Raw genomic sequence first — 25,867 nt, 5'->3', positions numbered from 1 at the left:
GCCCGGAGTCGGCAGGCTCGTGGCATGACCTCAGCACTCCCTCCCTCCGCCCCGCCCCCGGCGGCCGAGCAGCCGCCGGGCTCCTGGCCGCCGCCTCCTCCTCCACCCGGCCCGGTCGCCCGGCCGCCGCTGCGCCGCAGCCGCACCGACAAGGTGATCGGCGGCGTCGCCGGCGGCCTGGCCGAGTACACCGGCGTCGACGCCCTGCTGTGGCGGGTGGGCGCCATCGCGCTCACCCTCGCCGGCGGCAGCGGCCTGATCATCTACGTGCTGCTGTGGCTGCTCATGCCGGCCGCCCCCGCCGCGCCGCCCGGGTACCCCGGCGCTCCGGAGCAGGCCCGGACCGGCCCACGCTCCCCGGTGCCCGGGGTGACGATCGCGGCGCTGCTGATCATCGCCGGCATCGCGGTCATGCTCGACCAGTTCACCACCGTGGACCTGGGCGCCCGCGGTGTCCTGGGCAGCGCGCTGCTGATCGTCGGCGTCGGCCTGGTGTTCGGTGCGTTGACCGGGATCGGCCGGGGCGCCAAGGGCGGCCTCATCGGGCTGGGCCTGGTGCTCTCCGTGGCGCTCGCGATCGCCTCGACGGTCGAGGTCCCCAGCGGCGAGATGGGCGACCGCACCTGGCGCCCGGTGTCGGCGGCCGCGGTGCAGTCGGACTACGAGAACGGGGTCGGTGACCTGCTGCTGGACCTGCGCGGCGTCGACGCGGAGGAGCTGGCGGACCTGGACTCCCCGATCACCACCCGGATCGACTCCGGGCTCGGCGACATCGACGTCATCGTCCCCTTCTCCGCCGACGTGCGGCTGGAGGTCGTGCAGGGGCTCGGCGAGACCGACCTGTTCGGTGACAGCGTGGAGACCGGCTTCTTCCCCGGCTCGGGCACAGCCGACTGGTCCGGGGACTCCGAGCCGGAGTTCGAGATCACCATCAACGCAGGTCTGGGTGACGTGGAGGTGTCCCGTGGCTGAGCACGACCCCTATGGACGGCGGGACACCGAGGTCTTCCCGCAGGGCACGACCGGCAGCTCCACGGCGTCCGCCGTGGAGGAGTCCGGCCGCCGGCGCGACGTCGACAACGGGGCACTGGTCGCCGGGGTGCTGTTCATCCTGGTGGCGGTCCTGCTGATGGCCGGGGTGGACCTGTCCCTCGACTGGTTCGGCAACGGGATCGCCTGGATCATCCTGATCGGCGCCGGGATCGCGCTGCTGGTCAACGAGTGGCGCAAGGCCCGCCGCCGCAGCTGAGGGCAGCCGCCGGAGGTCCGGTGGCGGGCGGGGTCACCCGGCACCCACCCGAGGCACGGCGAGATCGACCACGAGGGCCCGGGGAGCGACCGCTCCCCGGGCCCTCGTCATCGGCTGATCACCGCCAGGGCGACCGTGGCGACGTAGATGACCGGGATCAGCAGGCCCTCGAACCCGATGCCCTTCCGGTCGCGCATCACCAGCCCGGCGGTGAGGACGGCGATCAGCAGCATGGTGCCGCCGAGCAGCACCAGGCTGGTCGACCCGGCAGCCCGGTAGAGCGGCCCTTCCAGGTAGCCGATGTCCGCGACGGCGATCATCAGCATGTCGAAGACGTTGCCCCCGACGATGTTGCCGACCCCGAGGGTCAGCTGCCCCATCCGCACCGCCGTGACCAGCACGACGAGCTCGGGCAGCGAGCTGACCGCCGTGGTCAGCGTGAACCCGATGATGCCGCCCTCCAGACCGGTGCCCGCCGCCACGCCGAGGCCGGCCTGCCCGACGATCCAGCCGGCCACCCCGACGAGCAGTCCCAGCCCGGCGAGCGTGGCCCACAGCCGGCGGGTCGAGCGGTCGGAGCCCTCCTCCTCTTCATCCTCGTCCGCGGTCGCCGACGTGTGGGTGGGCACCCACATCGGGTCGCTGTGCATCCGGCGCAGCAGCACGAGCCCGTAGGCGTAGAGGAGCGGGATGAGCAGCGTCACCGGGTGGATCCAGCCGAGGGTCAGCTGGGGCGTGGAGTAGGCGATCACCGGCAGCGACAGCATCGCCATGAGGATCACCGACTGCATCACGTTCTCCAGCGACGCGGCCGCGTGCTCGAGGTTGGCCCGGCGGTACACGAGGTCGGCGACGGCCAGCCAGACCGTCTGCAGGGCGATGCCGCCGATCGGGTTCGCCAGCGCGAAGCCGGCGTCGCCCTCGAGGGCCCCGGTGAGGACGGTGACGTTCCCCGGCAGCGACGTGACGGCGCCGAGCAGGAGCGCACCCCCGACGGCGTCCCCGAGACCGGTGCGGTCGGCGAGCTCGTCAGCGGCGCGGGTCAGCCGGACACCGGCGAACACGATCACCACGGCCATGGCCACGAGCGCCAGCGCACTCGGCCAGAGTGGCCACGTTCCGGTGGTCACTCGGGAACCTCCTCGGGTGAGCGATCAGTCCGGCAAAGACCTCACCACGCTGGTGATCATCTCGCCAGCCGGCCCCCCCGATGGAGTGCAGCGGGGAGCTACCCGATCACTCCCACTCGATGGTGCCCGGCGGCTTGCTCGTCACGTCGAGCACGACCCGGTTCACCTCGGCCACCTCGTTGGTGATCCGGGTGGAGATCCTGGCCAGCACGTCGTAGGGCAGCCGGGTCCAGTCGGCGGTCATCGCGTCCTCGCTGGACACCGGGCGCAGCACCACAGGGTGGCCGTAGGTGCGCCCGTCGCCCTGCACGCCCACCGAGCGGACGTCGGCCAGCAGCACCACCGGGCACTGCCAGATCTCGGTGTCCAGCTTCGCGGCGGTGAGCTCCTCGCGGGCGATCGCGTCGGCCTGGCGCAGCACGTCCAGCCGCTCGCGCGTGACCTCGCCGATGATCCGGATGCCCAGGCCCGGGCCGGGGAACGGCTGGCGCTGCACCAGGGTGTCGGGGAGGCCCAGCTGTCGGCCGACCTCGCGCACCTCGTCCTTGAACAGCGTGCGCAGCGGCTCGACCAGGGTGAAGGTCAGGTCCTCGGGGAGCCCACCGACGTTGTGGTGGCTCTTGATGTTCGCCGTCCCGGTGCCGCCACCGGACTCCACCACGTCGGGGTAGAGGGTGCCCTGCACCAGGAAGTCGACGGTCTCGCCGTGCTCCTTGGCGTCGGCGATCACGTCGAGGGCGGCCTGCTCGAAGACCCGGATGAACTCCCGGCCGATGATCTTCCGCTTCGTCTCCGGGTCGCTGACCCCGGCCAGCGCGGCGAGGAACTGGTCGCTGGCGTCGACGACCCGCAGGTCGGCGCCGGTGACGGCGACGAAGTCCCGCTCGATCTGCTCGGTCTCGCCCTCGCGCATCAGCCCGTGGTCGACGTAGACGCAGGTGAGCCGGTCACCGATGGCCCGCTGGACCAGGGCGGCGGCCACCGCGGAGTCGACCCCGCCGGACAGCCCGCAGATGGCCCGCCGGTCGCCGATCTGCGCCCGGATCGACGCCACCTGCTCGTCGACGACGTTGGCCATCGTCCAGCTCGGCTCCAGGCCGGCGATGTCGAACAGGAAGTGCTCGAGCACGGTCTGCCCGTGCGGGGTGTTCTTCACCTCGGGGTGGAACTGCACGCCGGCCAGCCGCCGGTCGACGTCCTCGAAGGCCGCGACCGGCGCACCGGTGCTGGTGGCGGTGACGGTGAACCCGGGCGGTGCGGCGGAGACCGCGTCGCCGTGGCTCATCCACACCGACTGCTCGGCGGGCAGCTCACCGAACAGCTGCCCCGGCGTGGTCACGGTCAGCGGGGTGCCGCCGTACTCCCGGTCGCCGGTGCGGGCCACCGTGCCACCGAGGCTGGCGGCCATCGCCTGGAAGCCGTAGCAGATGCCGAAGGCCGGCACGCCCGCCTCGAAGACGGCCGGGTCGACCTGCGGCGCACCCTCGGCGTAGACGCTGGAGGGCCCCCCGGAGAGCACGATCGCCGCGGGCTTGCGGGCCAGCAGCTCGGCGACCGGCACGTCGGACCCGACGAGCTCGGAGTAGACGCCGGCCTCCCGGATCCGCCGGGCGATCAACTGCGCGTACTGGGCGCCGAAGTCGACGACCAGCACGGTCGGGAAGTCCATGTTCGACAGACCGCTGCTCATCTGGTGTCAGCCGGCCAGGTGGCCGGGGGCGTCGTCGCTGCCGCCACCGAGCACCAGGTCGACCCGCTGGAACTCCTTGAGGTCCCGGTAGCCGGTCTTGGCCATGGTGCGACGCAGGGCGCCGAAGAGGTTGGTGCGCCCGTCGGCGGCGGTGGCCGGGCCGAGCAGCACCTCCTCGAGGGTGCCGCGGGCCTGCGCCGGTGCGGACGTGCCGCCGCGGGGCAGCCGCGGGTGCGCGGCCACCGAGTCCCACCACACGCCGCCGGCCGGGGCCTCCGCGGCGGTGCGCAGCGGCTCGCCGAGCTGGACGGCGTCGGCGCCGCAGGCCAGGGCCCGGGCGATGGCGCCACTGGTCTCGATCCGGCCGTTGGCGATGACGTGCACGTACCGGCCACCGGTCTCGTCCAGGTAGTCCCGGCGGGCCGCCGCGGCGTCGGCGATCGCGCTGGCCAGCGGCACCCGGATGCCCATCACGGCGTCCGCGGTCGACCAGCTGTCGGCGCCCACGCCGACGATCACGCCGGCGGCGCCGGTGCGCATCAGGTGGAGCGCGGTCTGGTAGTCCGCGGCGCCGCCCACGATCACCGGGACGTCGAGGTCGGCGATGAACTCCTTGAGGTTCAGGGCGTCCCCGCCGGTGCTGACGTGCTCGGCGGAGACGATCGTGCCCTGGATGACCAGCAGGTCGACGCCCGCGGCGAGCACGGTCGGGGCGAGCGCCACGGTGTGCTGCGGGGAGACGCGGACCGCCGTCGTCACCCCGGCGTCCCGCATCTCCTTGATCCGGGCGGCGATCAGGTCCGGCTTCACCGGCTCGGCGTAGACCCGCTGCAGCAGCGCGGTCGGCGGGCCGCTGTCGGGCCCGGCGGCGTCGCGCAGCTGGCGGTAGACGTCGGTCGGGTCGTCGTACCGGGCCCACAGGCCCTCGGCGTTCAGCACCCCCAGGCCACCGGCCTGCCCGACGGCGACCGCGGTCCCCGGGCTGACCACCGCGTCGCTGGGGCTGGTGACGAGCGGGATCTCGAACCGGAAGGCGTCGATCTGCCAGGCGGTGGAGACGTCGTCGTGGTCGCGGGTGCGCCGCGAGGGGACGATCGAGACCTCGTCCAGGTCGTAGCCCCGGCGGGCGAAGCGGTTCAGGCCGATCTCGACGTTGTCACGTACTGGCATGGGTCAGCGGCCTCGGTAGTTGGGGGCTTCGACGGTCATCTGGATGTCGTGCGGGTGGCTCTCGGTCAGCCCGGCGGAGGTGATCCGGGTCAGCTGGCCACGCTCCTGCAGGTCGGCGACGGTGGCCGCACCTGCGTAGCCCATGCCCGCGCGGAGCCCGCCGACCAGCTGGTGGGCGACCCCGGACAGCGGGCCCCGGTAGGGCACCTGCCCCTCGATCCCCTCCGGCACGAGCTTGTCGTCGGAGAGGACGTCGTCAGCGAAGTACCGGTCCCGGCTGAAGGACTGGTTGCCGCGCTTCTGCATGGCGCCGAGGGAGCCCATGCCGCGGTAGGTCTTGTACTGCTTGCCGTTCATGAAGACCAGCTCCCCCGGGGCCTCCTCGACCCCGGCGAACAGGCCGCCGATCATGACGGTGTCCGCGCCGGCGACCAGCGCCTTGACGATGTCACCGGAGTACTGCAGGCCGCCGTCGGCGATGACCGGCACCCCGGCCGGGCGGGCGGCGAGGGCGGCCTCGTAGATGGCGGTGACCTGCGGGACGCCGACCCCGGCCACCACGCGGGTGGTGCAGATCGAGCCCGGCCCGACGCCGACCTTGACCGCGTCGACCCCGGCGTCGATCAGCGCCTGCGCACCGGCGCGGGTGGCGACGTTGCCGCCGACCACCTGCACGCCGTGGCCGACGTTCGCGAACTCCTTCTTCACCCGGGCGACCATGTCCAGCACGGCGCGCTGGTGGCCGTGGGCGGTGTCGACGACGAGCACGTCGACGCCGGCGTCCACGAGCAGCCCGGCCCGCTTGTAGGCGTCCTCGCCCACGCCGAGGGCGGCACCGACGGTCAACCGGCCGCCGACGTCCTTGGTGGCGTTCGGGTACTGGTCGCGCTTGACGAAGTCCTTGACGGTGATCAGCCCGCGCAGCCGGCCGGCCTCGTCCACCAGCGGCAGCTTCTCGATCTTGTGCTGCTTGAGCAGTGCCAGCGCCCGCTCCGGCTCCACGCCGACCGGCGCGGTGACCAGCGGCAGCGGCGTCATCACGTCGCGCACCAGCCGGTGCTGGTCGGTCTCGAAGCGCATGTCGCGGTTGGTGACCATGCCGACCAGCACGCCGTCGGCGTCGACGACCGGGGCGCCGGAGATCCGATAGCGGGCCGACAGCGCGTCGACCTCGGCGAGGGTGTTCTCCGGGGAGCAGGTGACCGGGTTGGTGACCATGCCGGCCTCGGAGCGCTTGACCAGGTCGACCTGGCCGGCCTGGTCCTCGGCGGCGAGGTTGCGGTGCAGGATCCCGATGCCACCGGCGCGGGCCATGGCGATCGCCATCCGCGACTCGGTGACGGTGTCCATCGCGGAGGAGACCAGCGGGATGGCGATCCGGATGCCGCGGGTCAGCCGGCTGCTGGTGTCCACGTCGGTGGGCACGATGTCCGAGGGCCCGGGGACCAGCAGGACGTCGTCGTAGGTGAGCCCCAGCGGGGCGAACTTGGCCGGCAGTTCAGGGACGCGCTCGTCGGGCTGCATGTGCCGCCACCCTCTCGACTTCTTCGGTGGGAGCGCCTCCGAGGCGCACGGGATCCCAGCTCATGTTAGGCGGAGCACCGGTGGGCTCCCGCCCCCCGCTACCGTGGTCCGGTGGCCGGGTGCGCCCGGCCCGACTGCTGGCTGACCAGCACTGACCGAGAAGGCCGGCCTGTCCGGCGAGGAGGACACGTGGACGCGTGGGACGACGCATTCGGCGCGACCCCGGATCGCGACCCGGACTTCGGGGACGGTCTCGGTTCCGGTGACCACTCGGTGCAGCCACCGCTGACCATGGAGGAACGGGCCGGGGTGCTCGACGACCTGGCCGAGCTCGAGGTCTTCCGCACGCTGCTGGAGCCGACCGGGGTCAAGGGCATCGTCGTGGACTGCCCCGACTGCGACGAGGAGCACCACGTCGACTGGGCGCTGATGCAGGCGAACCTTCGCCAGCTGCTCGACGAGGGCCAGACCGGCCGGCACGAGCCGCCGTTCGACCCCGACCCCGACGACTACGTCAGCTGGGACTACGCCAGCGGTTACGCCGACGGGGTGGCCGCGCTCGCCGAGCGCGAGGAGCCCACCGGCCGGCACGGCACCGGCGGCCGGCACGCCCGCGACGACTAGGCGGGACCCTCCGCGCCACGCCCCGCCACAAGCGGCCGGGACGGCGCCCGAGAGACGGCTGAGCGCGGTGTCCGGGGGTCCGGACTCCGCGCTCGGGCGCTTCTCGCTGGGTCAGGTCAGGTCAGGTCATGATGCCGCGGCGGAAGCCGGTGGCGACGGCCTCGGCGCGGTCCTTGGCGCCCAGCTTGCGGAACAGCCGCCGCGCGTGGGTCTTGATCGTGTCCTCGGACAGGTAGAGCTCCCGGCCGATCTGGGCGTTGCTCTTGCCCTGGCTCATCCCGGTGAGCACCTGCATCTCCCGGCCCGACAGGGCGGCCTGCGGCGTCTCGGGGACCGTGGACCGCACCGTGGTCGGGGCCAGGCCGGCCAGCGGGCTGGCGCCGCTCCAGCTCGAGCCGGCGGGGGTGCCGGCGAGCATGCCCGTGTGCTGCGGGCTGCGCGGCGCAGGGGCCGGCTGGTGGGGCAGGCGCCCACCCTCGGGTCGCATGCCGGTGCGGGACAGCCCGAGCCCGAGCTCCACCGGGCTGGCGTCCCAGCGGAGGTAGCCCCGGGCGCCGAGGGAGACCGCGGCGCGCACGGTCTCGGCGTCGTCCGGCGCCCCCAGCATCAGCACCGGCAGCGCGGGGTGGGCGCGCAGGACCTGGGTGGCCACCGACAGCCCGCTGTCGGTCGCCCGCTGGGTGCCGACGAGCAGGACGTCGGGCACCCGGTTGTCCAGCCGGGCCATCAGCGACGCGGGGTCGGCGACGGCCTCGACGCGGCTGACGAACGGCAGGGCCAGCAGCCGGCCGGCGACGTCGTCCCGGACCCGGCGGCGCTCGTCGAACACCCAGACGACGGATCCACCGCTGCCGTTGCCCCGCGCCCTGTCCTCGATCACGACTGCTCCCGTCTGCGCCGGTCGGAGCCGGCGGCGTACCGACCGGGCGTCGCCCGGGCGGGTGGCCGGAGCGGGGTGTCCCCCCGCTCCCGGGAGCGCCGGCACCCCCGGTCTCCCGGACGGGTGGCGGGGTGTCCCCCACCCTGGTGGTCGGCACTCACTGTGACCACCTTGATCCGCTGGGTAGCGCAGCAACAGTGGCCGTCACCCCCGCGGGTGACGACCCGTGATCGGGCGACGGCTGAAGCACAACTCGGCCGATCTCGCAGGACGAGCACGATCGGTCGTGTTTGCGGCTGCTCGGCAGCGGGCATCGGGCCGGAAGCGACCGGGCAGACCCCCCGGTGCACCGAGCCGAGGAGGTCCAATGGCTGACATCCGCCGACTGCCCAACCCCGTGGCCGAGGTCTGGGACTGGCAGCTGCACGGTTCCTGCCGGGGCGAGAGCACGTCGCTCTTCTTCCACCCCGACGGTGAGCGCGGGCCGGCCCGTGCTCGCCGCCAGGCCGCCGCCAAAGCCGTCTGCGGACGTTGTCCGGTGATCGAGTCCTGTCTCCAGCACGCCCTGTCGGTCCGCGAGCCCTACGGGGTCTGGGGCGGCATGAGCGAGGAGGAGCGCGCGCGGCTGATCGCCGCCGAACCCGCCGCCATCGCCGCCGCGGTCTGATCCTGCTGGCGGGAGACCTCCCCCGCTGACGAGACGCCGAGAGGGCCGGTCCGACGAACGCGTCGGACCGGCCCTCTCGGCTGTCCGGCACCGCTCAGCCCAGGTCGCTGACGACCAGGTCCCGCCCCCGGGTCTTCGCCCCGTACAGGTGCTCGTCGGCGCGGCTGAGCAGGCCGGCGATCGTCGCGCCGGCGTCCCCGGCGGTTGTGGCCACCCCGGCGCTCAGCGTCACCGCCAGGTCGTCGGCCAACTCGCCCCACGGGTGGGCGGCGACCTCCCGGCGCAGGTCCTCCAGCTGCCGGACGGTGCTCCGCAGGTCCCCGCCCACGAGCACCAGCAGGAACTCCTCGCCCCCCATCCGGGCGGCGAAGCCACCCGGCACGGCGGAGCCGGAGGCGGCGACCTCGAGCCTCGCCGCCACCGCACGGAGCACCTGGTCCCCGATGTCGTGGGACCACGTGTCGTTGACGCGCTTGAAGTGGTCCAGGTCGACCAGCGCCACGGAGACGACCTCGTCGGTCGTGGTCGCCCGGTCCAGCACCCGCGGGAGCTGGTCGTCGACGAAGCGACGGTTGTACAGGCCCGTCAGCGGGTCACGCAGCGAGAGCTCGCGGTAGCGCCGGCTCTGCCGCCGCGCCTCGGTGGTCTCGTACATCGCCTGCAGCGCCCGGGCCCGGGCATCGCGTTGCACGGACTGCAGGTCCAGCGCCGCCTGGCAGTACAGCTGGTGCTCCTCGAACGCCGCCCGGTAGTCAGCACCTGCCGCGTGCAGCTCGGCCTGCTCCCGCCGGGCGCGCACCCGGATGGCGGTCAGCCCGTGCTGCTCGCACCGGCGCACGCACTCGTCGAGCGCCTCCTGAGCCTCTGCCACGCGCCCCCGCCGACGACGGACCTCGGCCAGGGTGAGCAGGAAGTCGGCGCCGGCGTCCCCGTCCGAGGAGGCGTCCAGCGCCCCGGACCGGGTGCCCGGCGCGAGGGCGCTCTCCGCCTCCTCCAGCCGCCCCAGGCCGAGGAGGGCGCGGGCGATGGTGTCCAGCCGCCCGACGTGCAACACCACCCCGTGCTCATCGGAGAGCGCCTGCAGCTTCGTGCTCAGGGTCAGGGCACCGTCGTACCGGCCGGCGATCGTCTCCACGTAGGCCCAGTTGTTCAGGATCAGCAGTTGCCGGTCCACGTCACCGAGCTGTGCGGCGAGACCGAGGACCTCCGCGTACCGCTCGCGCGCTCCCTCGTCACCCTGCAGGCCCTGGCAGTCGGCCAGCCGGGCGAGGTGGTCGATCCGCTGCGCCGGGGGCCCGTCGTCACCGAGGAGGTCCACCGACTGGACGGCGTGCTCCAGAGCGAGCGACAGGTCGCCCAGCTCCTGGAAGACGGCCGCCAGCAGGAAGTGGCTGCGGGACAGCACGTGCCGGGACCCCGCGTCGGTGGCCCAGCGCTGCACCTCGCGGGCGACCCGGCCGGCCTCGGCCACGTCGCCGCGTCGGCGGGCCAGGTCGGCCGACACCAGTCGCGCCCGCAGCTCCAGCTCCGGGGCGTCCAGTGCACGGGCGGCGTCCTGCGCTGCCTGCGCCCGCTTCCCGATGCCGTCGTGGTCGAAACGCGACAGCGCCTCGAGCTCGCCGAGGGCGACCGCCAGCTCGGCGGCGTCCGCAGCGGTCGCCGGAGAGGAGAGGGACGCTGCCCTCTCACCGGCCTCCGTGGCGTGCACACCACCCCATCGACCGCCACGCGGACACCTTGAACCCGGCTTCGGCGGGCTGACCCGCACGGGGTGTACGCCCCGCGGCCGGGAACCGGTCCGCCCCCGCTCCCAGGCGGGAACGGGGGCGGAGGTCAGCCGGTCGCGCTCAGCTCAGTGGCTGTGCCCGTGGCCGTGCGAGTGCCCGTGGGTGTGGTGCCCGGCACCGTCGGACTCGTGGTCGGCGGGCTTCTCCACGATCGCGGAGTCGGTGGTGAGCACCATCGCCGCGATCGAGGCGGCGTGCGAGAGCGCCGCCTTGGTGACCTTGACCGGGTCGATGACGCCCTGGGCGGCCAGGTCGCCGTACTCGCCGGTGGCGGCGTTGAAGCCCTGGCCGATGCCCAGCTCACGAACCCGGCCGACGACGACCGGCCCCTCGAACCCGGCGTTGGAGGCGATCAGCGCCAGCGGCGAGTCGATCGCCTTGCGCACCGACCGGGCACCGATCAGCTCGTCGCCGGTCAGCTCCAGGTCGTCGATCGCCGTGGCGGCGTGCACCAGCGCAGAGCCACCCCCGGGGACGACGCCCTCCTCCACCGCAGCGCGGGTGGCGGCGATGGCGTCCTCGATGCGGTGCTTGCGCTCCTTCATCTCGACCTCGGTCGCGGCACCGACGCGGATGACCGCGATGCCGCCGGCCAGCTTGGCCAGCCGCTCCTGCAGCTTCTCGCGGTCCCAGTCGGAGTCGGTCGCCTCGATCTCCTTGCGGATCTGGGCGACCCGGTCGGCCACGGCGCCGGAGGTGCCGCCGCCGTCGACGATCGTCGTGTCGTCCTTGGTGACGGTCACCCGGCGTGCGGTGCCCAGCACCTCGAGGCCGACGCCGTCCAGGGACAGGCCGACGTCCTCGCTGACGACCTGGCCGCCGGTGACGATGGCGAGGTCGGTCATGAACGCCTTGCGCCGGTCACCGAAGTAGGGCGACTTCACCGCGACGACCTTGACGGTCTTGCGGATCGAGTTGACGACCAGGGTGGACAGCGCCTCGCCCTCGACGTCCTCGGCCACGATCAGCAGCGGCCGGCTGCCGGTCGCCAGCACCTTCTCCAGCAGCGGCAGCAGGTCGGCCAGGGCGCTGACCTTGCCGCTGACCATGAGGACGAGGGCGTCCTCGAGGACGGCCTCCATCGCCTCGTTGTCGGTGACGAAGTACGGCGAGAGGTAGCCCTTGTCGAACTGCACGCCCTCGGTGACGTCCAGGTCGGTGGTCATCCCGTTGGCCTCTTCGACGGTGATGACACCGTCCTTGCCGACCCGCTCCATCGCCTCGCCGATCAGCTCGCCGACCTCGGCGTCCTGCGCGGAGACGGTGGCGACCCCGGCGATGGCCTTCCGGTCGTCGACGGGGATGGCGACGGCGTCGAGGGCGGCGGAGACCGCGTCGACGGCGGCGCGCATGCCGCGGCCCAGGCTCATCGGGTTGGCCCCGGCGGCGACGTTGCGCAGCCCCTCGTGCACGAGGGCCTGGGCCAGCACGGTGGCGGTGGTGGTGCCGTCGCCGGCGACGTCGTTGGTCTTCGTGGCGACGTTCTTGGCGAGCTGGGCGCCGAGGTTCTCGTACGGGTCCTCGAGCTCGATCTCCCGGGCGATGGTCACGCCGTCGTTGGTGATCGTCGGAGCGCCGAAGTTCTTGTTGATGACCACGTTGCGGCCGCGGGGGCCGAGGGTGACCTTGACGGCGTCGGCGAGCTTGTCGACGCCACGCTCGAGGGCGCGACGGGCGTCCTCGTCGAACAGGATGATCTTGGCCATGCCAGACCTCTCTCAGGTGGTGCGGAGGAAGACGGGGGCAGACGACGACCGCCCCGGGACCCGGTGGTACGGGTCGCCGGGGCGGTGTCGTGCTGTGTCGTGCGCGGCCCCGAGCAGGGGCCGGGGGTCTCCTACTTGGAGACGACGGCGAGCAGGTCGCGCGCGGAGAGGACGAGGTAGTCCTCGCCGCCGTAGCGCACCTCGGTGCCGCCGTACTTCGAGTAGATGACCACGTCGCCGACGTTCACGTCGAGCGGGACCCGGTTGCCGTTGTCGTCGACGCGGCCGGGGCCGACAGCGATGACGGTGCCCTCCTGGGGCTTCTCCTTGGCGGTGTCCGGGATGACCAGACCGGAGGCGGTGGTGGTCTCGGCCTCATTGGCCTGGACCACCACGCGGTCCTCGAGCGGCTTGATGTTGACCTTGGTAGCGGTCGTCACGTCGTGACGCCCCCTTCGGTGTCGGACGGGCTCTCGATGGATGGTGCTGATGCTGTGGCACGGGGGCTGGGCCTCGCCGTCGCGGGGGTCGGGGCCCGGCCCGTGTCGATTGGCACTCTACCCACGTGAGTGCCAGCCGCTCAACCGGGGTCCTGCCCAGGTGGGGACGGCGATGCACCAGGCTGTGGCGGTGCCCGGCGACCCCCACGACGACGAGCCCGGCGGGCAGGCCGCGGAGACGGTGCGCCAGCTCCAGGCCCTCGCGACCCCGGCCGGCGCGGCGGCGCTCACCCGCGCGCGGGAGCTGCTGGCCGGACGCGCCGACGCGGTCACCGCACTGACCCGGCTTCGGGCCGAGGTGGGCGTGGAGCTGGCCGGCCCGGCCTGGGGCATCGCCCGGCAGCGGGAGCGGGCCCGGCCGGCGTTCGGCGCCGATGCCGACCGGTTCTTCTTCACCGCCGACGCGCTGGAGCAGGCCGGCCGCCCGGTGCTCGCCGACCGGCGGGCCGCCCGGTTGCTGGCCGACGGCGCCCGGTCGGTGGTCGACCTCGGCTGCGCCGCCGGCACCGACACGATCGCCCTGGCCCGGGCCGGCGCCACCGTGGTCGCCGTCGACCTGGACCCGGTCGCCCGCGAGCTCACCCGGCTCAACACCACGGCGTCCGGGCTCACCGGCGTCGAGGTCCGCGACGCCGACGCCGTCGAGCTGGTGGCCGCCGCGACCGGGGGCCGGGTGGCCGGTTGCGACGCCGCCGTCCTGGACCCCGCCCGGCGGGCCGGCGGGCGCCGCCAGCTCGACCCGGACCGCTGGTCCCCACCGTGGTCGACGGTGCAGGCGCTGCTCGACGCCGTGCCCACCTGCCTGGTGAAGGTGGCTCCAGGGCTGGACCACGACCGGGTGCCGGCCGGGGTCGAGGCCGAGTGGGTGTCGGTGGGCGGGTCGATCGTCGAGGCGCTGCTGTGGGGGCGCGCGCCGTCGCGCACCTGGCGCCGGGCCACCGTCGTCGGCCGGGACGGCGTGGTCCGGGAGCTGACCGCCGACACGGACCCCGGTGACGCCGAGCCGGGCCCGGTGCGCGAGTGGCTGCACGAGCCCGACCCGGCGGTCATCCGCTCCGGCCTGGTGGCCCTCGCCGCGGCCGAGCTGGACGCGACGCTGGTCGACCCGACGATCGCCTACCTGACCTCCGACGCGACAGCGGACTCGCCGTGGGTCAGCTCGTACCGGGTGACCGAGGTGCTGCCGTTCAACCTCAAGAAGCTGAAGGCGCTGCTGCGGGCGCGCGGGGTGGGCCGGGTGGTGGTCAAGAAGCGGGGGTCGCCGATCGAGCCGGAGACGCTGGCCCGCCAACTCCGCGGCCCCGGCGAGGGCAGCGCGGTCGTCGTCGTCACCCGCGTCGCCGGCGCCCCGACCGTGCTGGTCTGCGCGGCCCACTAGGTCCACCAGAATGGCCATTTTGGTGGTTCAGCGGGAGATGAGGTCGATCGGCATGGAGCTGTCGGCGCCCAGGTCGATCGGCGCCACGGGCACGCCGGCCTCGACCAGCCGCGACCCGAGCGCGGCCACCATCGCGCCGTTGTCGGTGCACAGCCGCGGGCTCGGGGTGCGCAGCACGATGCCGGCGGCGTCGCAGCGCTCCTGGGCCAGGGCGCGCAGCCGCGAGTTGGCCGCCACTCCGCCCCCGATGACCAGGTGGTCGACCCCGTGGTCGCGGCAGGCCCGCACCGCCTTGGCGGTCAGCACGTCGACCACCGCCTCCTGGAAGGACGCGGAGACGTCGGCGACCGACACCGGCTCCCCGTCCCGCTGTCGGCCCTCCACCCAGCGGGCCACCGCCGTCTTCAGGCCGGAGAAGGAGAAGTCGTAGGCCGCGTCGCGGGGGCCGGTGAGGCCGCGCGGGAACGGGATGGCCCGCGGGTCGCCCTCGCGGGCGGCCCGGTCGATCGGCGGACCACCGGGGAAGGGCAGGTCGAGCACCCGGGCGACCTTGTCGAAGGCCTCCCCCGCCGCGTCGTCGATCGTCCGGCCCAGCTCCTGCACCTCCTGGGCGAGGTCGGGCACCAGCAGCAGGGAGCTGTGCCCGCCGGAGACGAGCAGGGCGATCGAGGGCTCGGCCAGCCGGCCGTGCTCCAGCTCGTCGACGGCGACGTGCGCGGCCAGGTGGTTCACCCCGTACAGCGGGACGTCGAGGGCCAGCGCATAGGCCTTGGCCGCCGCCACCCCCACCAACAGCGCGCCGGTCAGCCCCGGGCCGGCGGTGACCGCGATCGCGTCGACGTCACCGAGGGTCACCCCGGCGTCGGCCAGCGACCGGTGCACGGTGGGGACCATCGCCTCCAGGTGCGCCCGGCTGGCGATCTCCGGGACCACCCCGCCGAAACGCTCGTGCTCGGCCATGCTGGTGGCCAGCGCGTCGGAGAGCAGCGTCTGCCCGCGCACCAGCCCGATGCCGGTCTCGTCGCACGAGGTCTCGAACCCCAGCACCAGCGGCTGGCTCATCGCCGCACCTCCCGCAGCATCACGACGGCGTCCTTCCCACTGAGCGGGTAGTAGTTCGGGCGGCGGCCGATCTCGGTGAACCCGCGCCGGCGGTAGAACGCCTGGGTCGCCTCGTCGTCCTCACGGACCTCCAGCAGCACCGGCGTCCTCCGCCCGTCCGCCTCGGTGAGCAGGGCGTCCAGCAGCAGTGCGCCGATCCCCTCGTGCTGCCGGGTGCCGGTGACCCCGATGGTCGCGATGTGCGCCTCGTAGGGGTAGCTGATCAGCCCCGCGTAGCCGAGGACGGCGTCGGCATCGACGGCGACGAGGTAGTGGCGGGTGTCGGGGCGGTCGAGCTCGTCCCGGTACATCCACTCGGTCCAGGTGTCCGGCGCGAAGAGCTCCTCCTCCAGCGCCATCACCGCGGTCAGGTCGTCGACCGTCATGTCGCGCAGCTGCACCGTCACTGCGACACCGGCTTGCGGGTCACCGAGGGCACCGCGTCGGGACGGCGCAGGTACAGCGGCTCCAGCGGCGCCGGTGGCCGGTCCAGCAGCGAGACGGCGGCGCGCAGCAGCCCGGCGGTGGTGACCTCCGCGGCGATGACCTCGCGCCCCAGCCGATCGGCGAACCGCACGTCCCCGACGACCGGGTCGGCGACCGGGGCGTCCTCCGGCCGGTCCACGCCGGGGCCGGAGAGCCGCACCCCGGCGTCGTCGTAGGTGGCCCAGTGGACCTCCTTGCGCCGGGCGTCGGTGACGACGGAGCGGGCGCCGTCGCCGACCGCATCCAGCGAGCAGACCCCGTGCACCGGGACCCCGCGGGCGTCCCCCAGGGCGGCTGCGGTGACGATGCCCACCCGCAGGCCGGTGAAGGGTCCCGGTCCGAGGCCGACCACGACGGCGTCCAGGTCGGCCATCGCGACGCCGGCCGTGCTGAGCACCTCCCGGATCGCAGGGGTGAGCAGCTCGGCGTGCCGATTGCCCGAGGGCAGCCCGCGCTCGGTGAGCACCTCGGCGGGTCCACCGGCGGTCCAGCGGGCGAGGCCGACCACGAGGGTCGGGGTGGCCGTGTCGAGCGCGAGGACGAGCACGACCGTCGAGGGTAGATGCGCCCCCGTCGTCAGCGGCCGGGCGGTTGCGCCGGAGGCCCCCTTGTTGATCGACTGCGCGTCCACCGCCCCCCCGACGACGAGGAACCACCATGCCCGCCACCCTGGTCCTGGTCCACGGCGCCTGGCACTCCCCGTGGTGCTGGCAGCCGCTGGTCGACCACCTGCCCGGCGTCGACGTCGTCCGCGTCGCGCTGCCCAGCTCCGGCACCGACCCGCAGTCGCTCGGCGACCTCACCGCCGACGCCGCGGCCGTCCGGGACGCGCTCGCCGGGGTCGAGGGGCCCGTCGTCCTGGTGGGGCACTCCTACGGCGGGATCCCGATCAGCGAGGCGGCCACCGCCGAGCTGGGCGTGGCGCACCTGGTCTACCTGTGCGCCTTCCAGCTCGACGTGGGCGACTCGCTGGTGAGCAGCCTGGGCGGGCAGGTCCCGTCCTGGCAGGAGCTGCACCCGACGCACGTGCGGGTCACCACGCCCGAGGAGGTCTTCTACAACGGCGTCCCCCCGGAGCTCACCCGGCAGGCGGTGGCCGAGCTGCAGCTGCAGTCCACGGCCGCGCTCACCCAGCCGCTGAGCCGCGCCGCCTGGACGGAGCTGCCGAGCACCTACGTCGTCTGCGAGCAGGACCGGGCCATCCCGGTGGCCGCCCAGGAGGCGATGTCCGCCCGCGCCGGCACCGTGCTCCGGCTGGACGCCGGCCACTCACCGTTCCTGGCCGCACCGGCAGAGCTGGCGGCGCTGCTGCGCCCGATCGTCGAGCGGGCCGGCTGAGCCTCAGCCCTCGGGGAGCCGCTGCTCCCAGCCCGGGCCGACGGGCACCAGCCGGACGGTGCGGACGTCGTCGTCCCGGCGGTCGAGCTCGACGACCAGGTGCTCGTCGGCCAGCTGCTCGACCAGGCCGTGCCCCCACTCGACGACCGTGACCGCCTCCTCGGTGGTGGCGTCGAGGTCCAGGTCGTCGACGTCGGCCATGCCGGCCAGCCGGTAGGCGTCGACGTGCACCAGCGGCACCCGCCCGCCGCGGTGGACCCGGGCGAGCACGAAGGTCGGTGAGGTCACCGGGCCGGGCACCCCGAGGCCAGCGCCGATCCCCTGGGTGAGGGCCGTCTTCCCCGCACCCAGCGGACCGGCCAGCACGACCAGGTCGCCGGCCCGCAGCAGCCCGGCCAGCTCGCGGCCGAACGCCTGGGTGTCGGCGACGGTGGGCAGCTCGTGCGCGCGCCTCACAGCGAGGCCGCCACGGCGTGCAGGTCGGCGGCCAGCGCGGCCCGCGGGGCGCCGTTCGGACCGAACCGGATCGCCGCCGACGGGTGGTAGGTGACCCACACCGCCCGCCCGTCGACGTCGTGCGCCCGGCCCCGCACCTGGCCGAGCACGGTGCGCGGGCCGAGGAACCACTTCGCCGAGGAGAGCCCGAGGGCCACCACGACGGAGGCGTCCAGCAGGTCCAGCTGGCGACGCAGCCAGCCGCTGCAGCGGGCGACCTCGGGTGCCTTCGGGGTCCGGTTGGCCGGCGGGCGGCACTTCACGATGTTGAGCACGGCCACCTCCGCACGAGGCAGCCCGGCCTCGCCGAGCAGCAGGTCCAGCAGCGCGCCGCTCCTGCCCACGAACGGCCGGCCGGTCTCGTCCTCGGTGGCGCCGGGGGCCTCCCCCACGACCACCAGCCGCGGCCGGCCGGTCACCGGCACGTCCCCGACGACGACGTGCTGCCGGGTGGCGGCCAGCTCGGGGCAGGCGACGCAGGAGCGGGCGACGTCGGCCAGCGCGCCCCAGTCCGGCGCGGCAGCGGCGGTCGCCGCCACCTCGGTGGCGGCCGCGTCGAGGCGCGGCGGACGGGCGGAGACCACGGGCAGACCCTACGGCCGGGCCGAGCCGGCCGTCAGCCGGTGGGGCGTTGCCGGGCGACGACCCGGCGGACCAGACTGGCCAGCACGTCCGTCACCTGCGACGGGTGCTCCAGCGGCACCAGGTGCCCGGCGTCCGGGACGGCGACGTACTCGACGGGACCCCCGCCGATCTCCTCGAGCCGCTCCCGGATCCGCTCGCTGTGCGCCTTGGGGATCAGCTTGTCCGCGTCCCCGGTGAGCACCACGGTCGGCACCCGGCGCAACGGCTCGATCGCGCCGCTGACGTCCAGTCCGGCGATCGCCGGGTAGAACTCGGCCACCACGTCGACCGGGGTCCCGGCGATCATCGCGTCCACGTAGCGCCCCAGCGCCGGGTCGACGCCGGTGGAGGAGAACGACATCGACCAGGTGACCGCCGACACGACGTCCTTGGCCAGTCGCCGGGTGCGCTCGACGAGCCCGGGCCTGCGACGCATGGCCCAGACCGCCACCGGCAGCACCGTGGCGCGCACCCGGGTCAGCAGCGCGGGCAGCCCGAAGTCCAGCTCGCCGAGGTTGCCGCTGGAGGTGGACACCAGCGCCACCCCGGCGATCCGGGTCCCGAACAGCTCCGGCCGGCGCCGGGCGAGCGCGAGCACCGTCATCCCGCCCATCGAGTGACCGACCAGCACCACCGGCCCGCGCGGTACCCGGGCGGTGAGCACCGACTCCAGGTCCGCGGCCAGCTGGTCGATCGTCGAGCGCTCGGCCGCACCGCGGCCGGAGGCGCCGTGCCCCCGCTGGTCGTAGAAGACCAGGCGCGCGGTGGGGCGGTGACCGTTGGCGGTGGCCAGCTGCTCGCCCAGGTCGCGGCGCTGGAACGTCCAGGAGGCCATGGACAGCGCATAGCCGTGCACGAAGACGACGGTCAGCGGCGCATCGGTCGGGCCGACCTCCTCGACCCAGAGCGCGACCCCGTCCTCGGCTCGCACCGCCATCGTGCGGTCGGCGGAACGGCGGCCGGAGCCCAGCGGGTCCTCCCGGCGCAGTTGGTTCACCGGCACGTCCTCGACCGGGCGGCCGTCCTCCCCGCGCCGGCCGGCCAGCTGGCCGGCCCGGACCCGGGACGTCGCCGTCCGGGTGACGGCGACACCGACCGCCGTGCCGGCTGCGGCCAGACCGACCGCGGCGCCGACCAGGCCGGCCGTGCGGCTCAGGTGGAGGCTGCCGTGCGGGCCCATCAGAGGACCCCGGCGGTGCCGACGTAGCGGCGGCGGAAGCGACCGCCCACCCGGGTGACGAGCTCGTAGTGGATGGTGTCGACCGCATCGGCCCACTGCTGGGCGGTCGGCTCGCCGGCGGCCCCCGAGCCCCACAGCACCACCGCGTCGCCCGGTGCGATCGGGTCGTCGCCCACGTCGAGGACGAACTGGTCCATGCAGACCCGGCCGGCGATCGTCCGCTGCGCCCCGGCGGCGAGCACCGGCGCCCGGTTGCCGGCGGCGCGGGGCACCCCGTCGGCGTACCCCACGGGCACCAGGGCCAGCGTCGTCTCGCGTTCCGGGGAGTAGGTGTGGCCGTAGGAGACGCCGGCCCCGGCCGGCACCCGCTTGGTCAGCGCCACCCGGGCCTGCACCGTCATCGCCGGGCGGAGCCCGTACTGCCCCGGGTCGCCGCCCAGCGGGTCCAGGCCGTAGACCGCCACGCCCGGCCGGACCATGTCGTACCAGGTCTCCGGCAGCGCGATCGTGGCCGCCGAGTTGGCCAGGTGCCGGCGGACGTCGCTCAGCCCGGCCCGCCGGGCCAGCGCCACCGCCTCCTCGAAGACCTGTACCTGGCGGCCGATGGTCGGGTGGGTGGGGGCGTCGGCGTAGGCGAGGTGGCTCCACAGCCCGGTCACGACGAGGTCGCCGTCGGCCTGGGCGCGCACCGCCGCAGCCACCAGCCCGGGCCACGCCTCCGGGGTCGCCCCCTCGCGGGACAGGCCGGTGTCGGCGAACAGCTGCACCCGGGCGAGGTGGCCGCCGGCGCGGGCGGCGTCGACCACCTCGGTCAGCGCCCACTCCGCGTTGACCGACAGCTCGACGTCGGCGGCCAGCGCCGCGGCGTAGTCCTCCCCCGGCCCGTGCTGCCAGGACAGCAGGGGTGCGGTGACACCCGCGGCGCGCAGCGCCAGCGCCTCCTCCAGCACCGTCACCCCGAGGGCGTCGGCCCCGCCGGCGAGCGCCGCCCGGGCAGCGGGGACCAGCCCGTGGCCGTAGCCGTCGGCCTTGACCACCGCCATCAGCGGCCGGCCGGCGCGCGCACGCAGCGCCGCGGTGTTCTCCGCGATCGCGTCGAGGTCGACGACCACCTCGGCCCGGCTGCCCAGCACCTGCTGCACCTGCGTCACACCGCCCACTGTCCCAGGCCGCCGCGGTCAGCCGGCGCCGGCGCGCAACCGGGCCAGCGTCTCCGGCAGCCGGCGGACCAGGTCACCGGCGATCAGCGGTCCCTGCTCGGCGGCCAGCTGACCGGCCCGGCCGTGCAGGTGGGCGGCGACGGCCGCGGCCTCCGCGGCCGGCAGCCCGGTCGCCAGCACCGCACCCAGCACCCCGGCGAGCACGTCGCCGGTGCCGGCGGTCGCCAGCCACGGGGTCCCGGTGCCGTTGACGAAGGTGTTGCCGGCGGCGTCGGCGACGACGGTGGCATCGCCCTTGAGCAGCACCGTGCAGCCCAGCTCCGCGGCGCCGCGGCGGGCCGCGGCCATCCGGTCGGTGCCGACGTCACCGAAGAGCCGGGCGAACTCGCGGTCGTGCGGGGTGAGCACGGTGGGCGCGGTCCGCTCGCCCACCAGCTCCGGCCGCTGGGAGACCAGGGTCAGCCCGTCGGCGTCGACCACCACCGGCAGGTCGGTCGCCAACACCTCGGCGAGCACGCTCGCGGCGTCGTCGTCGGTGCCCATCCCCGGGCCGACCACCCAGGCCTGCACGCGTCCGGCGTCCCCCGGGCGGCCGGACGTGACGATCGCCTCCGGCCAGGAGGCGCGCACGCCCTCCGCGGCGGTGCCGGCGTACCGGACCAGGCCCGGCCGGGTGCGCAGCGCGGCTCCCGTGCAGAGCACCCCGGCGCCGGGGTAGGTGGCCGAACCGGCCAGCACGCCGACCACGCCGCGCGAGTACTTGTCGTCGTCGGGTGCGGGGGCGTCCAGGTGCGGGACGACGTCGGCGTCGGTCAGCTGCCGGGCCGCCGGCTCGGCCAGCGCGGGACCGAGCCCGATGTCGACCAGGTGCACGGTGCCGGCCTGCCGGCGCCCGGCGCCGACCACCAGCCCGGGCTTGACCGCGCCGAAGGTGACCGTGTGCTGCGCGGGAAAGGCGTCGCCCGGCACCTCCCCGGTGTCGGCGACGACGCCGCTGGGCAGGTCGACCGCGACCAGCAGCCCCGGCCCGGCGGTCGCCTCCCGGACCAGCGCGGCCGCCGGCTCCCGCAGCCCGCCACTGCCGCCGAGACCGATGATCCCGTCGAGGACCAGGTCGGCCCGGTGCAGCCCGGCGTCGGCCGCGTCGGCCACCCGCCCCCCGGCCCGGCGGAACGCGGCCAGACCTCCCGCGTGTGCCCGCTCCGGCGTGAGCAGGACGGCGGTGACGGCCGCCCCACGCCGCGCCAGCAGTGCGCCGGCGAAGAGCGCGTCGCCGCCGTTGTCGCCCGACCCGACCAGCAGCACCACGCGGACGCCGTGGCCCCGGCCCAGCAGCCCCAGGCAGACGGTGGCCAGCCCGGTCGCGGCCCGCTGCATCAGCGCGCCCGCCGGGAGCCCGGCCAGCACGGCCTGCTCGGCGTCCCGCACCTGCGCGGCCGTGTGCAGCCCGATCACGGGGCAGTTCCCTCGGCGATCACCATGGCCGAGGCGATGCCCCCGTCGTGGCTCAACGACACGTGCCAGGAGGTCACACCCAGCTCGGCCGCGCACCGGGCCACCGTGCCGCGGACCTCCAGGTGCGGGCGCCCGCGCTCCCCGACCACCACCTCGGCATCGTGCCAGCGCAGCCCGCCCGGCGCGCCCAGCGCCTTGGCCAGCGCCTCCTTGGCGGCGAAGCGGGCAGCCAGGGACTCACCGCTGCGCTCGGCGCCGGCCGGGGTGCGCTGCTCCGCCGGGGTGAACAGCCGGTCCCGCAGCCCCGGGGTGCGGACCAGCGAGGCGGCGAACCGCTCCACGGGGCAGACGTCGACACCGATCCCGATGATCACCGGCCCAGTCTGCCTGGCGCCGTCCGCCCGCACCGGGTGGTGCCGCTACTCGACGGTGACGCTCTTGGCGAGGTTGCGCGGCTGGTCGACGTCCAGACCGCGGGTGGCGGCGATCTCGCACGCCAGCACCTGCAGCGGCACGGTGGTGACGACCGGCGCGAGCAGGGTGGGGGTGCGCGGCACCCGGATCAGGTGGTCGGCGTAGGGCAGCACGTCGTCGTCGCCCTCCTCGGCGATCACGATCGTGCGGGCCCCGCGGGCGCGCACCTCCTGGATGTTGCTCACCACCTTGCCGTGCACCGACTCCCGGCTCAGCGGCGACGGGACGACGATCACCACCGGCGTCCCCTGGTCGACGAGCGCGATCGAGCCGTGCTTCAGCTCCCCGGCGGCGAACCCCTCGGCGTGGATGTAGGCGAGCTCCTTGAGCTTGAGCGCCCCCTCCAGGGCCACCGGGTAGCCGACGTGCCGGCCGAGGAACAAGATCGTGTTCTCGGTGGCCAGGTCGCGGGCGAGCTCCCGCACCGGCTCCATGGTGCCCAGCACCTCGGTCACCTGGGCCGGCAGCGCCCGCAGGTCCTCGACGATGGCGGCGACCTCGTCGGCGTACTTGACCCCGCGCACCTGGGCCAGGAACAGCCCCACCAGGTAGCAGGCCACGACCTGGGTGAGGAACCCCTTGGTCGAGGCGACGGCGACCTCGGGCCCGGCGTGGGTGTAGAGGACGGCGTCGGACTCCCGCGGGATCGTCGACCCGTTGGCGTTGCAGATCGCCAGGACCTTGGCCTTCTGCTGCCGGGCGTGCCGCAGTGCCATCAGGGTGTCCATCGTCTCGCCGGACTGGCTGATCACCACGACCAGCGTGCTGCGGTCCAGCACCGGGTCGCGGTAGCGGAACTCGCTGGCCAGCTCGACCTCGACCGGCACCCGGGTCCAGTGCTCGATCGCGTACTTGGCGATCAGCCCGGCGTGGTAGGCGGTGCCGCAGGCGACGACGAATATCTTGTCGACGTCGCGCAGCTCCTGGTCGGAGAGCCGGACCTCGTCGAGCACCAGCTCGCCGGTCTCACCGAGCCGGCCCAGCAGGGTGTCTGCCACGGCCTGCGGCTGCTCGGCGATCTCCTTGAGCATGAACCAGTCGTAGCCGCCCTTCTCGGCGGCGGCGGCGTCCCAGTCGACGGTGCGGGTCACCGGCTCGACGACGGTGCCGGCGAAGTCGGTGACCGTCACCCCGTGCTGGCGGTCCAGGAGGACGACCTGGTCCTCCTCGACGTCCAGCGCCCGGCGGGTGTGCCCGATGAAGGCGGCCACGTCGGAGCCGAGGAAGTACTCCCCGTCGCCCACCCCGACCACGAGCGGGCTGTTGCGCCGGGAGGCGACCAGCCGGTCGGGCTCGGCGGCGTGGCTGGCGACCAGGGTGAAGGCACCCTGCAGGCGCCGGCTGACGGTCCGCATCGCCTCGGCGAGCCGGTCGGGCCCCTCCGCGGTCTCCCGGTAGACGGCGGCCAGCAGGTGGGCGACGACCTCGGTGTCGGTCTCGGACGAGAACTCGATGCCGGCGGCCTCGCACTCGGCACGCAGCGACGCGAAGTTCTCGATGATCCCGTTGTGGATCACCGCGACCGTGCCGTCGGCGGAGACGTGCGGGTGGGCGTTGCGGTCGGTGGGCCCGCCGTGCGTGGCCCAGCGGGTGTGCCCGATGCCGATGGTCGAGGCCGGCAGCCCGGCCTCGGCGAGCTCCTTCTCCAGGTTGGCGAGCTTGCCCGCCTTCTTGGCGGTGGCCAGCCGGCCGTCGGCCAGCACCGCCACCCCGGCCGAGTCATAGCCCCGGTACTCGAGTCGACGCAGGCCCTCCAGGACGACGTCCAACGAGTCCTGCGGGCCGACGTACCCCACGATGCCGCACATTCCCCCGACGATACCGGGGGCTCAGGCCGGCCACCTGTGACCTCGGTCGGGACGAGCGGGCGCGCCCCGGGTGCCGAGCAGCCGTCAGGTGACGGCAGCGACGATGTCGGCCAGCCGGGTGGCGACGGCGTCGGCCTCCTCCTGGGTGGGAGCCTCGACCATCACCCGCACCAGTTGCTCGGTGCCCGAGGGGCGCAGCAGCACCCGGCCGGTGTCGCCGAGCTCGGCCTCGACCGCGTTGACCGCCTGGGCCACCTCGTCGCTCTCCACGACGGCGAGCCGGTCGGTCACCGGCACGTTGACCAGGGTCTGCGGCAGCCGCTGGACGACGGAGGCCAGCTCGGCCAGCGAGGCGCCGGTGGCGCTCATCCGGGACAGCAGCGCCAGCCCGGTGAGCAGTCCGTCGCCGGTGGTCGCCCAGTCCAGGAAGACCAGGTGGCCGCTCTGCTCGCCACCCAGGGAGAGCCCACGCGAGCGCAGCGCCTCGAGGACGTAGCGGTCGCCCACGGCGGTCGTCTGCACGGCGATGCCGGCGGCGCGCATGGTGTGGTGGAAGCCGAGGTTGCTCATCACGGTGGCGACGACCGTGTCGTCGGCCAGGTTGCCGCTCTCGTGCAGCGCCAGCGCGCAGATCGCCAGGATCGCATCGCCGTCGACGACGTCACCCTGCGCGGTCACGGCCAGGCAGCGGTCGGCGTCCCCGTCGTGGGCGATGCCGATGTCGGCACCGTGCCGCGCGACGGCGTCGATCAGCGGCCGCAGGTGGGTGGACCCGATGCCGTCGTTGATGTTCCAGCCGTCGGGCTCGCCACCGATGACGTGCACCTGCGCACCGGCCCGGCGGTAGACCTCCGGGGCGCAGCGGTAGGCGGCCCCGTGGGCGCAGTCGACGACGACGCGCAGGTTCCGCAGGGGTTCGCGCAGCGCGGAGAGGACGTGGGTGGCGTAGTCCTCCGCGGCGCCGGCCAGGTCGCGGACCCGGCCGATGCCCCCGCCGGTCGGCCGGTGGTCGCCGCGGGGATCGCCGTCGTCGGCACCGGTCACCCGCCGCTCGATGGCGGCCTCGACGGCGTCGGGCAGCTTGTGCCCGCCCCGGCTGAACAGCTTGATGCCGTTGTCCGGCATCGGGTTGTGGCTCGCGGAGAGCATCACGCCCAGGTCCGCGCCGGTGCGGCCGGTCAGGTGCGCGATCGCTGGCGTCGGGAGGACCCCGACGCGCAGCACCTCGGCGCCGGCGCTCGCCAGGCCGGCCACGACGGCGGCCTCGAGCATCTCCCCGCTCGCGCGGGGGTCGCGCCCGACGACCGCGACGGGACGCGAGGTCCCGTCGCGGTCGGCGAGCACGCTGGCGGCAGCCCGAGCCACCGAGAGCGCCAGTTCCGGCGTCAGCTCGGCGTTGGCCCGGCCCCGGACGCCGTCGGTCCCGAAGAGCCGACCCACG

At 74.6% G+C, this 25,867-nt stretch carries 25 protein-coding genes; 6 read left to right on the top strand and 19 right to left on the bottom strand.

Annotated elements, in window-relative coordinates:
* The first annotated feature begins 24 nt into the window (after positions 1-24).
* A complete protein-coding gene (locus O2W16_RS12895) occupies positions 25-972 on the top strand; it encodes a PspC domain-containing protein (RefSeq protein WP_269159203.1) in 948 nt (315 codons plus the stop codon).
* Positions 965-1,249, top strand: coding sequence for a hypothetical protein (locus O2W16_RS12890; RefSeq protein WP_269159202.1), 285 nt, complete (start codon positions 965-967; stop codon positions 1,247-1,249). The genes O2W16_RS12895 and O2W16_RS12890 overlap by 8 nt, the downstream gene beginning before the upstream one ends.
* Before the next feature lie 107 nt (positions 1,250-1,356).
* Here the strand turns inward: O2W16_RS12890 and O2W16_RS12885 are convergent, their stop codons facing one another.
* From O2W16_RS12885 to guaB, 4 genes are all read right to left on the bottom strand, one after another.
* A complete protein-coding gene (locus O2W16_RS12885) occupies positions 1,357-2,379 on the bottom strand; it encodes a sodium:calcium antiporter (RefSeq protein ID WP_269159201.1) in 1,023 nt (340 codons plus the stop codon).
* Positions 2,380-2,485: 106 nt separating this feature from the next.
* Positions 2,486-4,069, bottom strand: a complete 1,584-nt coding sequence (gene guaA / locus O2W16_RS12880; protein WP_269159200.1) for a glutamine-hydrolyzing GMP synthase — start codon at positions 4,067-4,069, stop codon at positions 2,486-2,488.
* Positions 4,070-4,075: 6 nt separating this feature from the next.
* A complete protein-coding gene (locus O2W16_RS12875; RefSeq protein WP_269159199.1) occupies positions 4,076-5,239 on the bottom strand; it encodes a GuaB3 family IMP dehydrogenase-related protein in 1,164 nt (387 codons plus the stop codon).
* A 3-nt stretch (positions 5,240-5,242) separates the two neighbouring features.
* Positions 5,243-6,763, bottom strand: coding sequence for an IMP dehydrogenase (gene guaB / locus O2W16_RS12870; protein ID WP_269159198.1), 1,521 nt, complete (start codon positions 6,761-6,763; stop codon positions 5,243-5,245).
* A 189-nt stretch (positions 6,764-6,952) separates the two neighbouring features.
* Between guaB and O2W16_RS12865 the strand changes: the two genes are divergently transcribed.
* Positions 6,953-7,387 carry a DUF5319 family protein gene (locus O2W16_RS12865; RefSeq protein WP_269159197.1) on the top strand — a complete coding sequence of 145 codons (435 nt, stop codon included), beginning with the start codon at positions 6,953-6,955 and terminating at the stop codon, positions 7,385-7,387.
* Positions 7,388-7,508: 121 nt separating this feature from the next.
* On the opposite strand, the gene O2W16_RS12860 is transcribed toward O2W16_RS12865, so the two are convergent.
* The gene (locus O2W16_RS12860; protein ID WP_269159196.1) at positions 7,509-8,267 is read right to left on the bottom strand and encodes a response regulator transcription factor; all 759 of its coding nucleotides are present in this window, start codon (positions 8,265-8,267) and stop codon (positions 7,509-7,511) included.
* Between the two features lie 367 nt (positions 8,268-8,634).
* Here O2W16_RS12860 and O2W16_RS12855 point away from each other — a divergent pair, with 367 nt between their 5' ends.
* Positions 8,635-8,934 carry a WhiB family transcriptional regulator gene (locus O2W16_RS12855; protein ID WP_036334333.1) on the top strand — a complete coding sequence of 100 codons (300 nt, stop codon included), beginning with the start codon at positions 8,635-8,637 and terminating at the stop codon, positions 8,932-8,934.
* 94 nt (positions 8,935-9,028) lie between these two features.
* Here the strand turns inward: O2W16_RS12855 and O2W16_RS12850 are convergent, their stop codons facing one another.
* The 3 genes from O2W16_RS12850 to groES all read right to left on the bottom strand — a co-directional run bounded on the left by O2W16_RS12850 (position 9,029) and on the right by groES (position 12,867).
* Positions 9,029-10,642: a tetratricopeptide repeat-containing diguanylate cyclase gene (locus tag O2W16_RS12850; RefSeq protein ID WP_269159195.1), complete on the bottom strand. Its 1,614-nt coding sequence runs from the start codon at positions 10,640-10,642 to the stop codon at positions 9,029-9,031.
* 144 nt (positions 10,643-10,786) lie between these two features.
* Positions 10,787-12,427 (bottom strand): chaperonin GroEL, encoded by a 1,641-nt coding sequence (gene groL, locus O2W16_RS12845; protein WP_269159194.1) that lies wholly within the window; start codon positions 12,425-12,427, stop codon positions 10,787-10,789.
* 131 nt (positions 12,428-12,558) lie between these two features.
* A complete protein-coding gene (gene groES, locus O2W16_RS12840) occupies positions 12,559-12,867 on the bottom strand; it encodes a co-chaperone GroES (protein WP_269159193.1) in 309 nt (102 codons plus the stop codon).
* Between the two features lie 172 nt (positions 12,868-13,039).
* Here groES and O2W16_RS12835 point away from each other — a divergent pair, with 172 nt between their 5' ends.
* The gene (locus tag O2W16_RS12835) at positions 13,040-14,305 is read left to right on the top strand and encodes a class I SAM-dependent methyltransferase (protein ID WP_269159192.1); all 1,266 of its coding nucleotides are present in this window, start codon (positions 13,040-13,042) and stop codon (positions 14,303-14,305) included.
* 27 nt (positions 14,306-14,332) lie between these two features.
* Here the strand turns inward: O2W16_RS12835 and tsaD are convergent, their stop codons facing one another.
* From tsaD to tsaB, 3 genes are read right to left on the bottom strand one after another with little or no spacing between them, the layout of a single operon-like run.
* On the bottom strand, positions 14,333-15,367 hold the full coding sequence (gene tsaD, locus O2W16_RS12830; RefSeq protein WP_269159191.1) for a tRNA (adenosine(37)-N6)-threonylcarbamoyltransferase complex transferase subunit TsaD: 1,035 nt from the start codon (positions 15,365-15,367) through the stop codon (positions 14,333-14,335).
* Entirely contained in the window at positions 15,364-15,813 is a 450-nt protein-coding gene (gene rimI, locus O2W16_RS12825; RefSeq protein ID WP_269159190.1) for a ribosomal protein S18-alanine N-acetyltransferase, read from the bottom strand. The genes tsaD and rimI overlap by 4 nt, the downstream gene beginning before the upstream one ends.
* Positions 15,810-16,439 carry a tRNA (adenosine(37)-N6)-threonylcarbamoyltransferase complex dimerization subunit type 1 TsaB gene (gene tsaB, locus O2W16_RS12820; protein WP_269159189.1) on the bottom strand — a complete coding sequence of 210 codons (630 nt, stop codon included), beginning with the start codon at positions 16,437-16,439 and terminating at the stop codon, positions 15,810-15,812. The genes rimI and tsaB overlap by 4 nt, the downstream gene beginning before the upstream one ends.
* 110 nt (positions 16,440-16,549) lie before the next feature.
* Between tsaB and O2W16_RS12815 the strand changes: the two genes are divergently transcribed.
* Positions 16,550-17,230, top strand: a complete 681-nt coding sequence (locus O2W16_RS12815; RefSeq protein ID WP_269159188.1) for an alpha/beta hydrolase — start codon at positions 16,550-16,552, stop codon at positions 17,228-17,230.
* Positions 17,231-17,233: 3 nt separating this feature from the next.
* On the opposite strand, the gene tsaE is transcribed toward O2W16_RS12815, so the two are convergent.
* The 8 genes from tsaE to glmM form a co-directional block, all read right to left on the bottom strand.
* Positions 17,234-17,686, bottom strand: coding sequence for a tRNA (adenosine(37)-N6)-threonylcarbamoyltransferase complex ATPase subunit type 1 TsaE (gene tsaE, locus O2W16_RS12810; protein WP_269159187.1), 453 nt, complete (start codon positions 17,684-17,686; stop codon positions 17,234-17,236).
* On the bottom strand, positions 17,683-18,309 hold the full coding sequence (locus O2W16_RS12805) for a uracil-DNA glycosylase (RefSeq protein ID WP_269159186.1): 627 nt from the start codon (positions 18,307-18,309) through the stop codon (positions 17,683-17,685). Before O2W16_RS12805 ends, tsaE begins: the two co-directional genes overlap by 4 nt.
* Before the next feature lie 32 nt (positions 18,310-18,341).
* Positions 18,342-19,529, bottom strand: a complete 1,188-nt coding sequence (locus tag O2W16_RS12800; protein WP_269159185.1) for an alpha/beta fold hydrolase — start codon at positions 19,527-19,529, stop codon at positions 18,342-18,344.
* Positions 19,529-20,680, bottom strand: a complete 1,152-nt coding sequence (gene alr, locus O2W16_RS12795) for an alanine racemase (protein ID WP_269159184.1) — start codon at positions 20,678-20,680, stop codon at positions 19,529-19,531. The genes O2W16_RS12800 and alr overlap by 1 nt, the downstream gene beginning before the upstream one ends.
* A 27-nt stretch (positions 20,681-20,707) precedes the next feature.
* Positions 20,708-22,144, bottom strand: coding sequence for an NAD(P)H-hydrate dehydratase (locus O2W16_RS12790; RefSeq protein ID WP_269159183.1), 1,437 nt, complete (start codon positions 22,142-22,144; stop codon positions 20,708-20,710).
* On the bottom strand, positions 22,141-22,518 hold the full coding sequence (locus tag O2W16_RS12785; RefSeq protein ID WP_269159182.1) for a holo-ACP synthase: 378 nt from the start codon (positions 22,516-22,518) through the stop codon (positions 22,141-22,143). The genes O2W16_RS12790 and O2W16_RS12785 overlap by 4 nt, the downstream gene beginning before the upstream one ends.
* Positions 22,519-22,563: 45 nt before the next feature.
* On the bottom strand, positions 22,564-24,426 hold the full coding sequence (glmS, locus tag O2W16_RS12780) for a glutamine--fructose-6-phosphate transaminase (isomerizing) (RefSeq protein WP_269159181.1): 1,863 nt from the start codon (positions 24,424-24,426) through the stop codon (positions 22,564-22,566).
* A gap of 84 nt (positions 24,427-24,510) precedes the next feature.
* Positions 24,511-25,866 carry a phosphoglucosamine mutase gene (glmM, locus tag O2W16_RS12775; RefSeq protein WP_269159180.1) on the bottom strand — a complete coding sequence of 452 codons (1,356 nt, stop codon included), beginning with the start codon at positions 25,864-25,866 and terminating at the stop codon, positions 24,511-24,513.
* Position 25,867 lies beyond the last annotated feature (1 nt).

This window comes from Modestobacter sp. VKM Ac-2984 (genome assembly GCF_026967985.1).
In the GTDB taxonomy this organism is placed as follows: domain Bacteria; phylum Actinomycetota; class Actinomycetes; order Mycobacteriales; family Geodermatophilaceae; genus Modestobacter.
Note: the sequence above shows the minus strand (reverse complement) of the source record. Positions and strands in the feature narration are given on the sequence as shown.

Coding starts and splice junctions, on each gene's coding strand:
- groL (WP_269159194.1), bottom strand. CDS start 12,427: ATGGCCAAGATCATCCTGTTCGACGAGGACGCCCGTCGCGCCCTCGAG.
- tsaD (WP_269159191.1), bottom strand. CDS start 15,367: ATGAGCCAGCCGCTGGTGCTGGGGTTCGAGACCTCGTGCGACGAGACC.
- O2W16_RS12815 (WP_269159188.1), top strand. CDS start 16,550: ATGCCCGCCACCCTGGTCCTGGTCCACGGCGCCTGGCACTCCCCGTGG.
- O2W16_RS12800 (WP_269159185.1), bottom strand. CDS start 19,529: ATGGGCCCGCACGGCAGCCTCCACCTGAGCCGCACGGCCGGCCTGGTC.
- O2W16_RS12855 (WP_036334333.1), top strand. CDS start 8,635: ATGGCTGACATCCGCCGACTGCCCAACCCCGTGGCCGAGGTCTGGGAC.
- guaA (WP_269159200.1), bottom strand. CDS start 4,069: ATGAGCAGCGGTCTGTCGAACATGGACTTCCCGACCGTGCTGGTCGTC.
- guaB (WP_269159198.1), bottom strand. CDS start 6,763: ATGCAGCCCGACGAGCGCGTCCCTGAACTGCCGGCCAAGTTCGCCCCG.
- O2W16_RS12875 (WP_269159199.1), bottom strand. CDS start 5,239: ATGCCAGTACGTGACAACGTCGAGATCGGCCTGAACCGCTTCGCCCGC.
- O2W16_RS12835 (WP_269159192.1), top strand. CDS start 13,040: ATGCACCAGGCTGTGGCGGTGCCCGGCGACCCCCACGACGACGAGCCC.
- O2W16_RS12895 (WP_269159203.1), top strand. CDS start 25: ATGACCTCAGCACTCCCTCCCTCCGCCCCGCCCCCGGCGGCCGAGCAG.
- glmS (WP_269159181.1), bottom strand. CDS start 24,426: ATGTGCGGCATCGTGGGGTACGTCGGCCCGCAGGACTCGTTGGACGTC.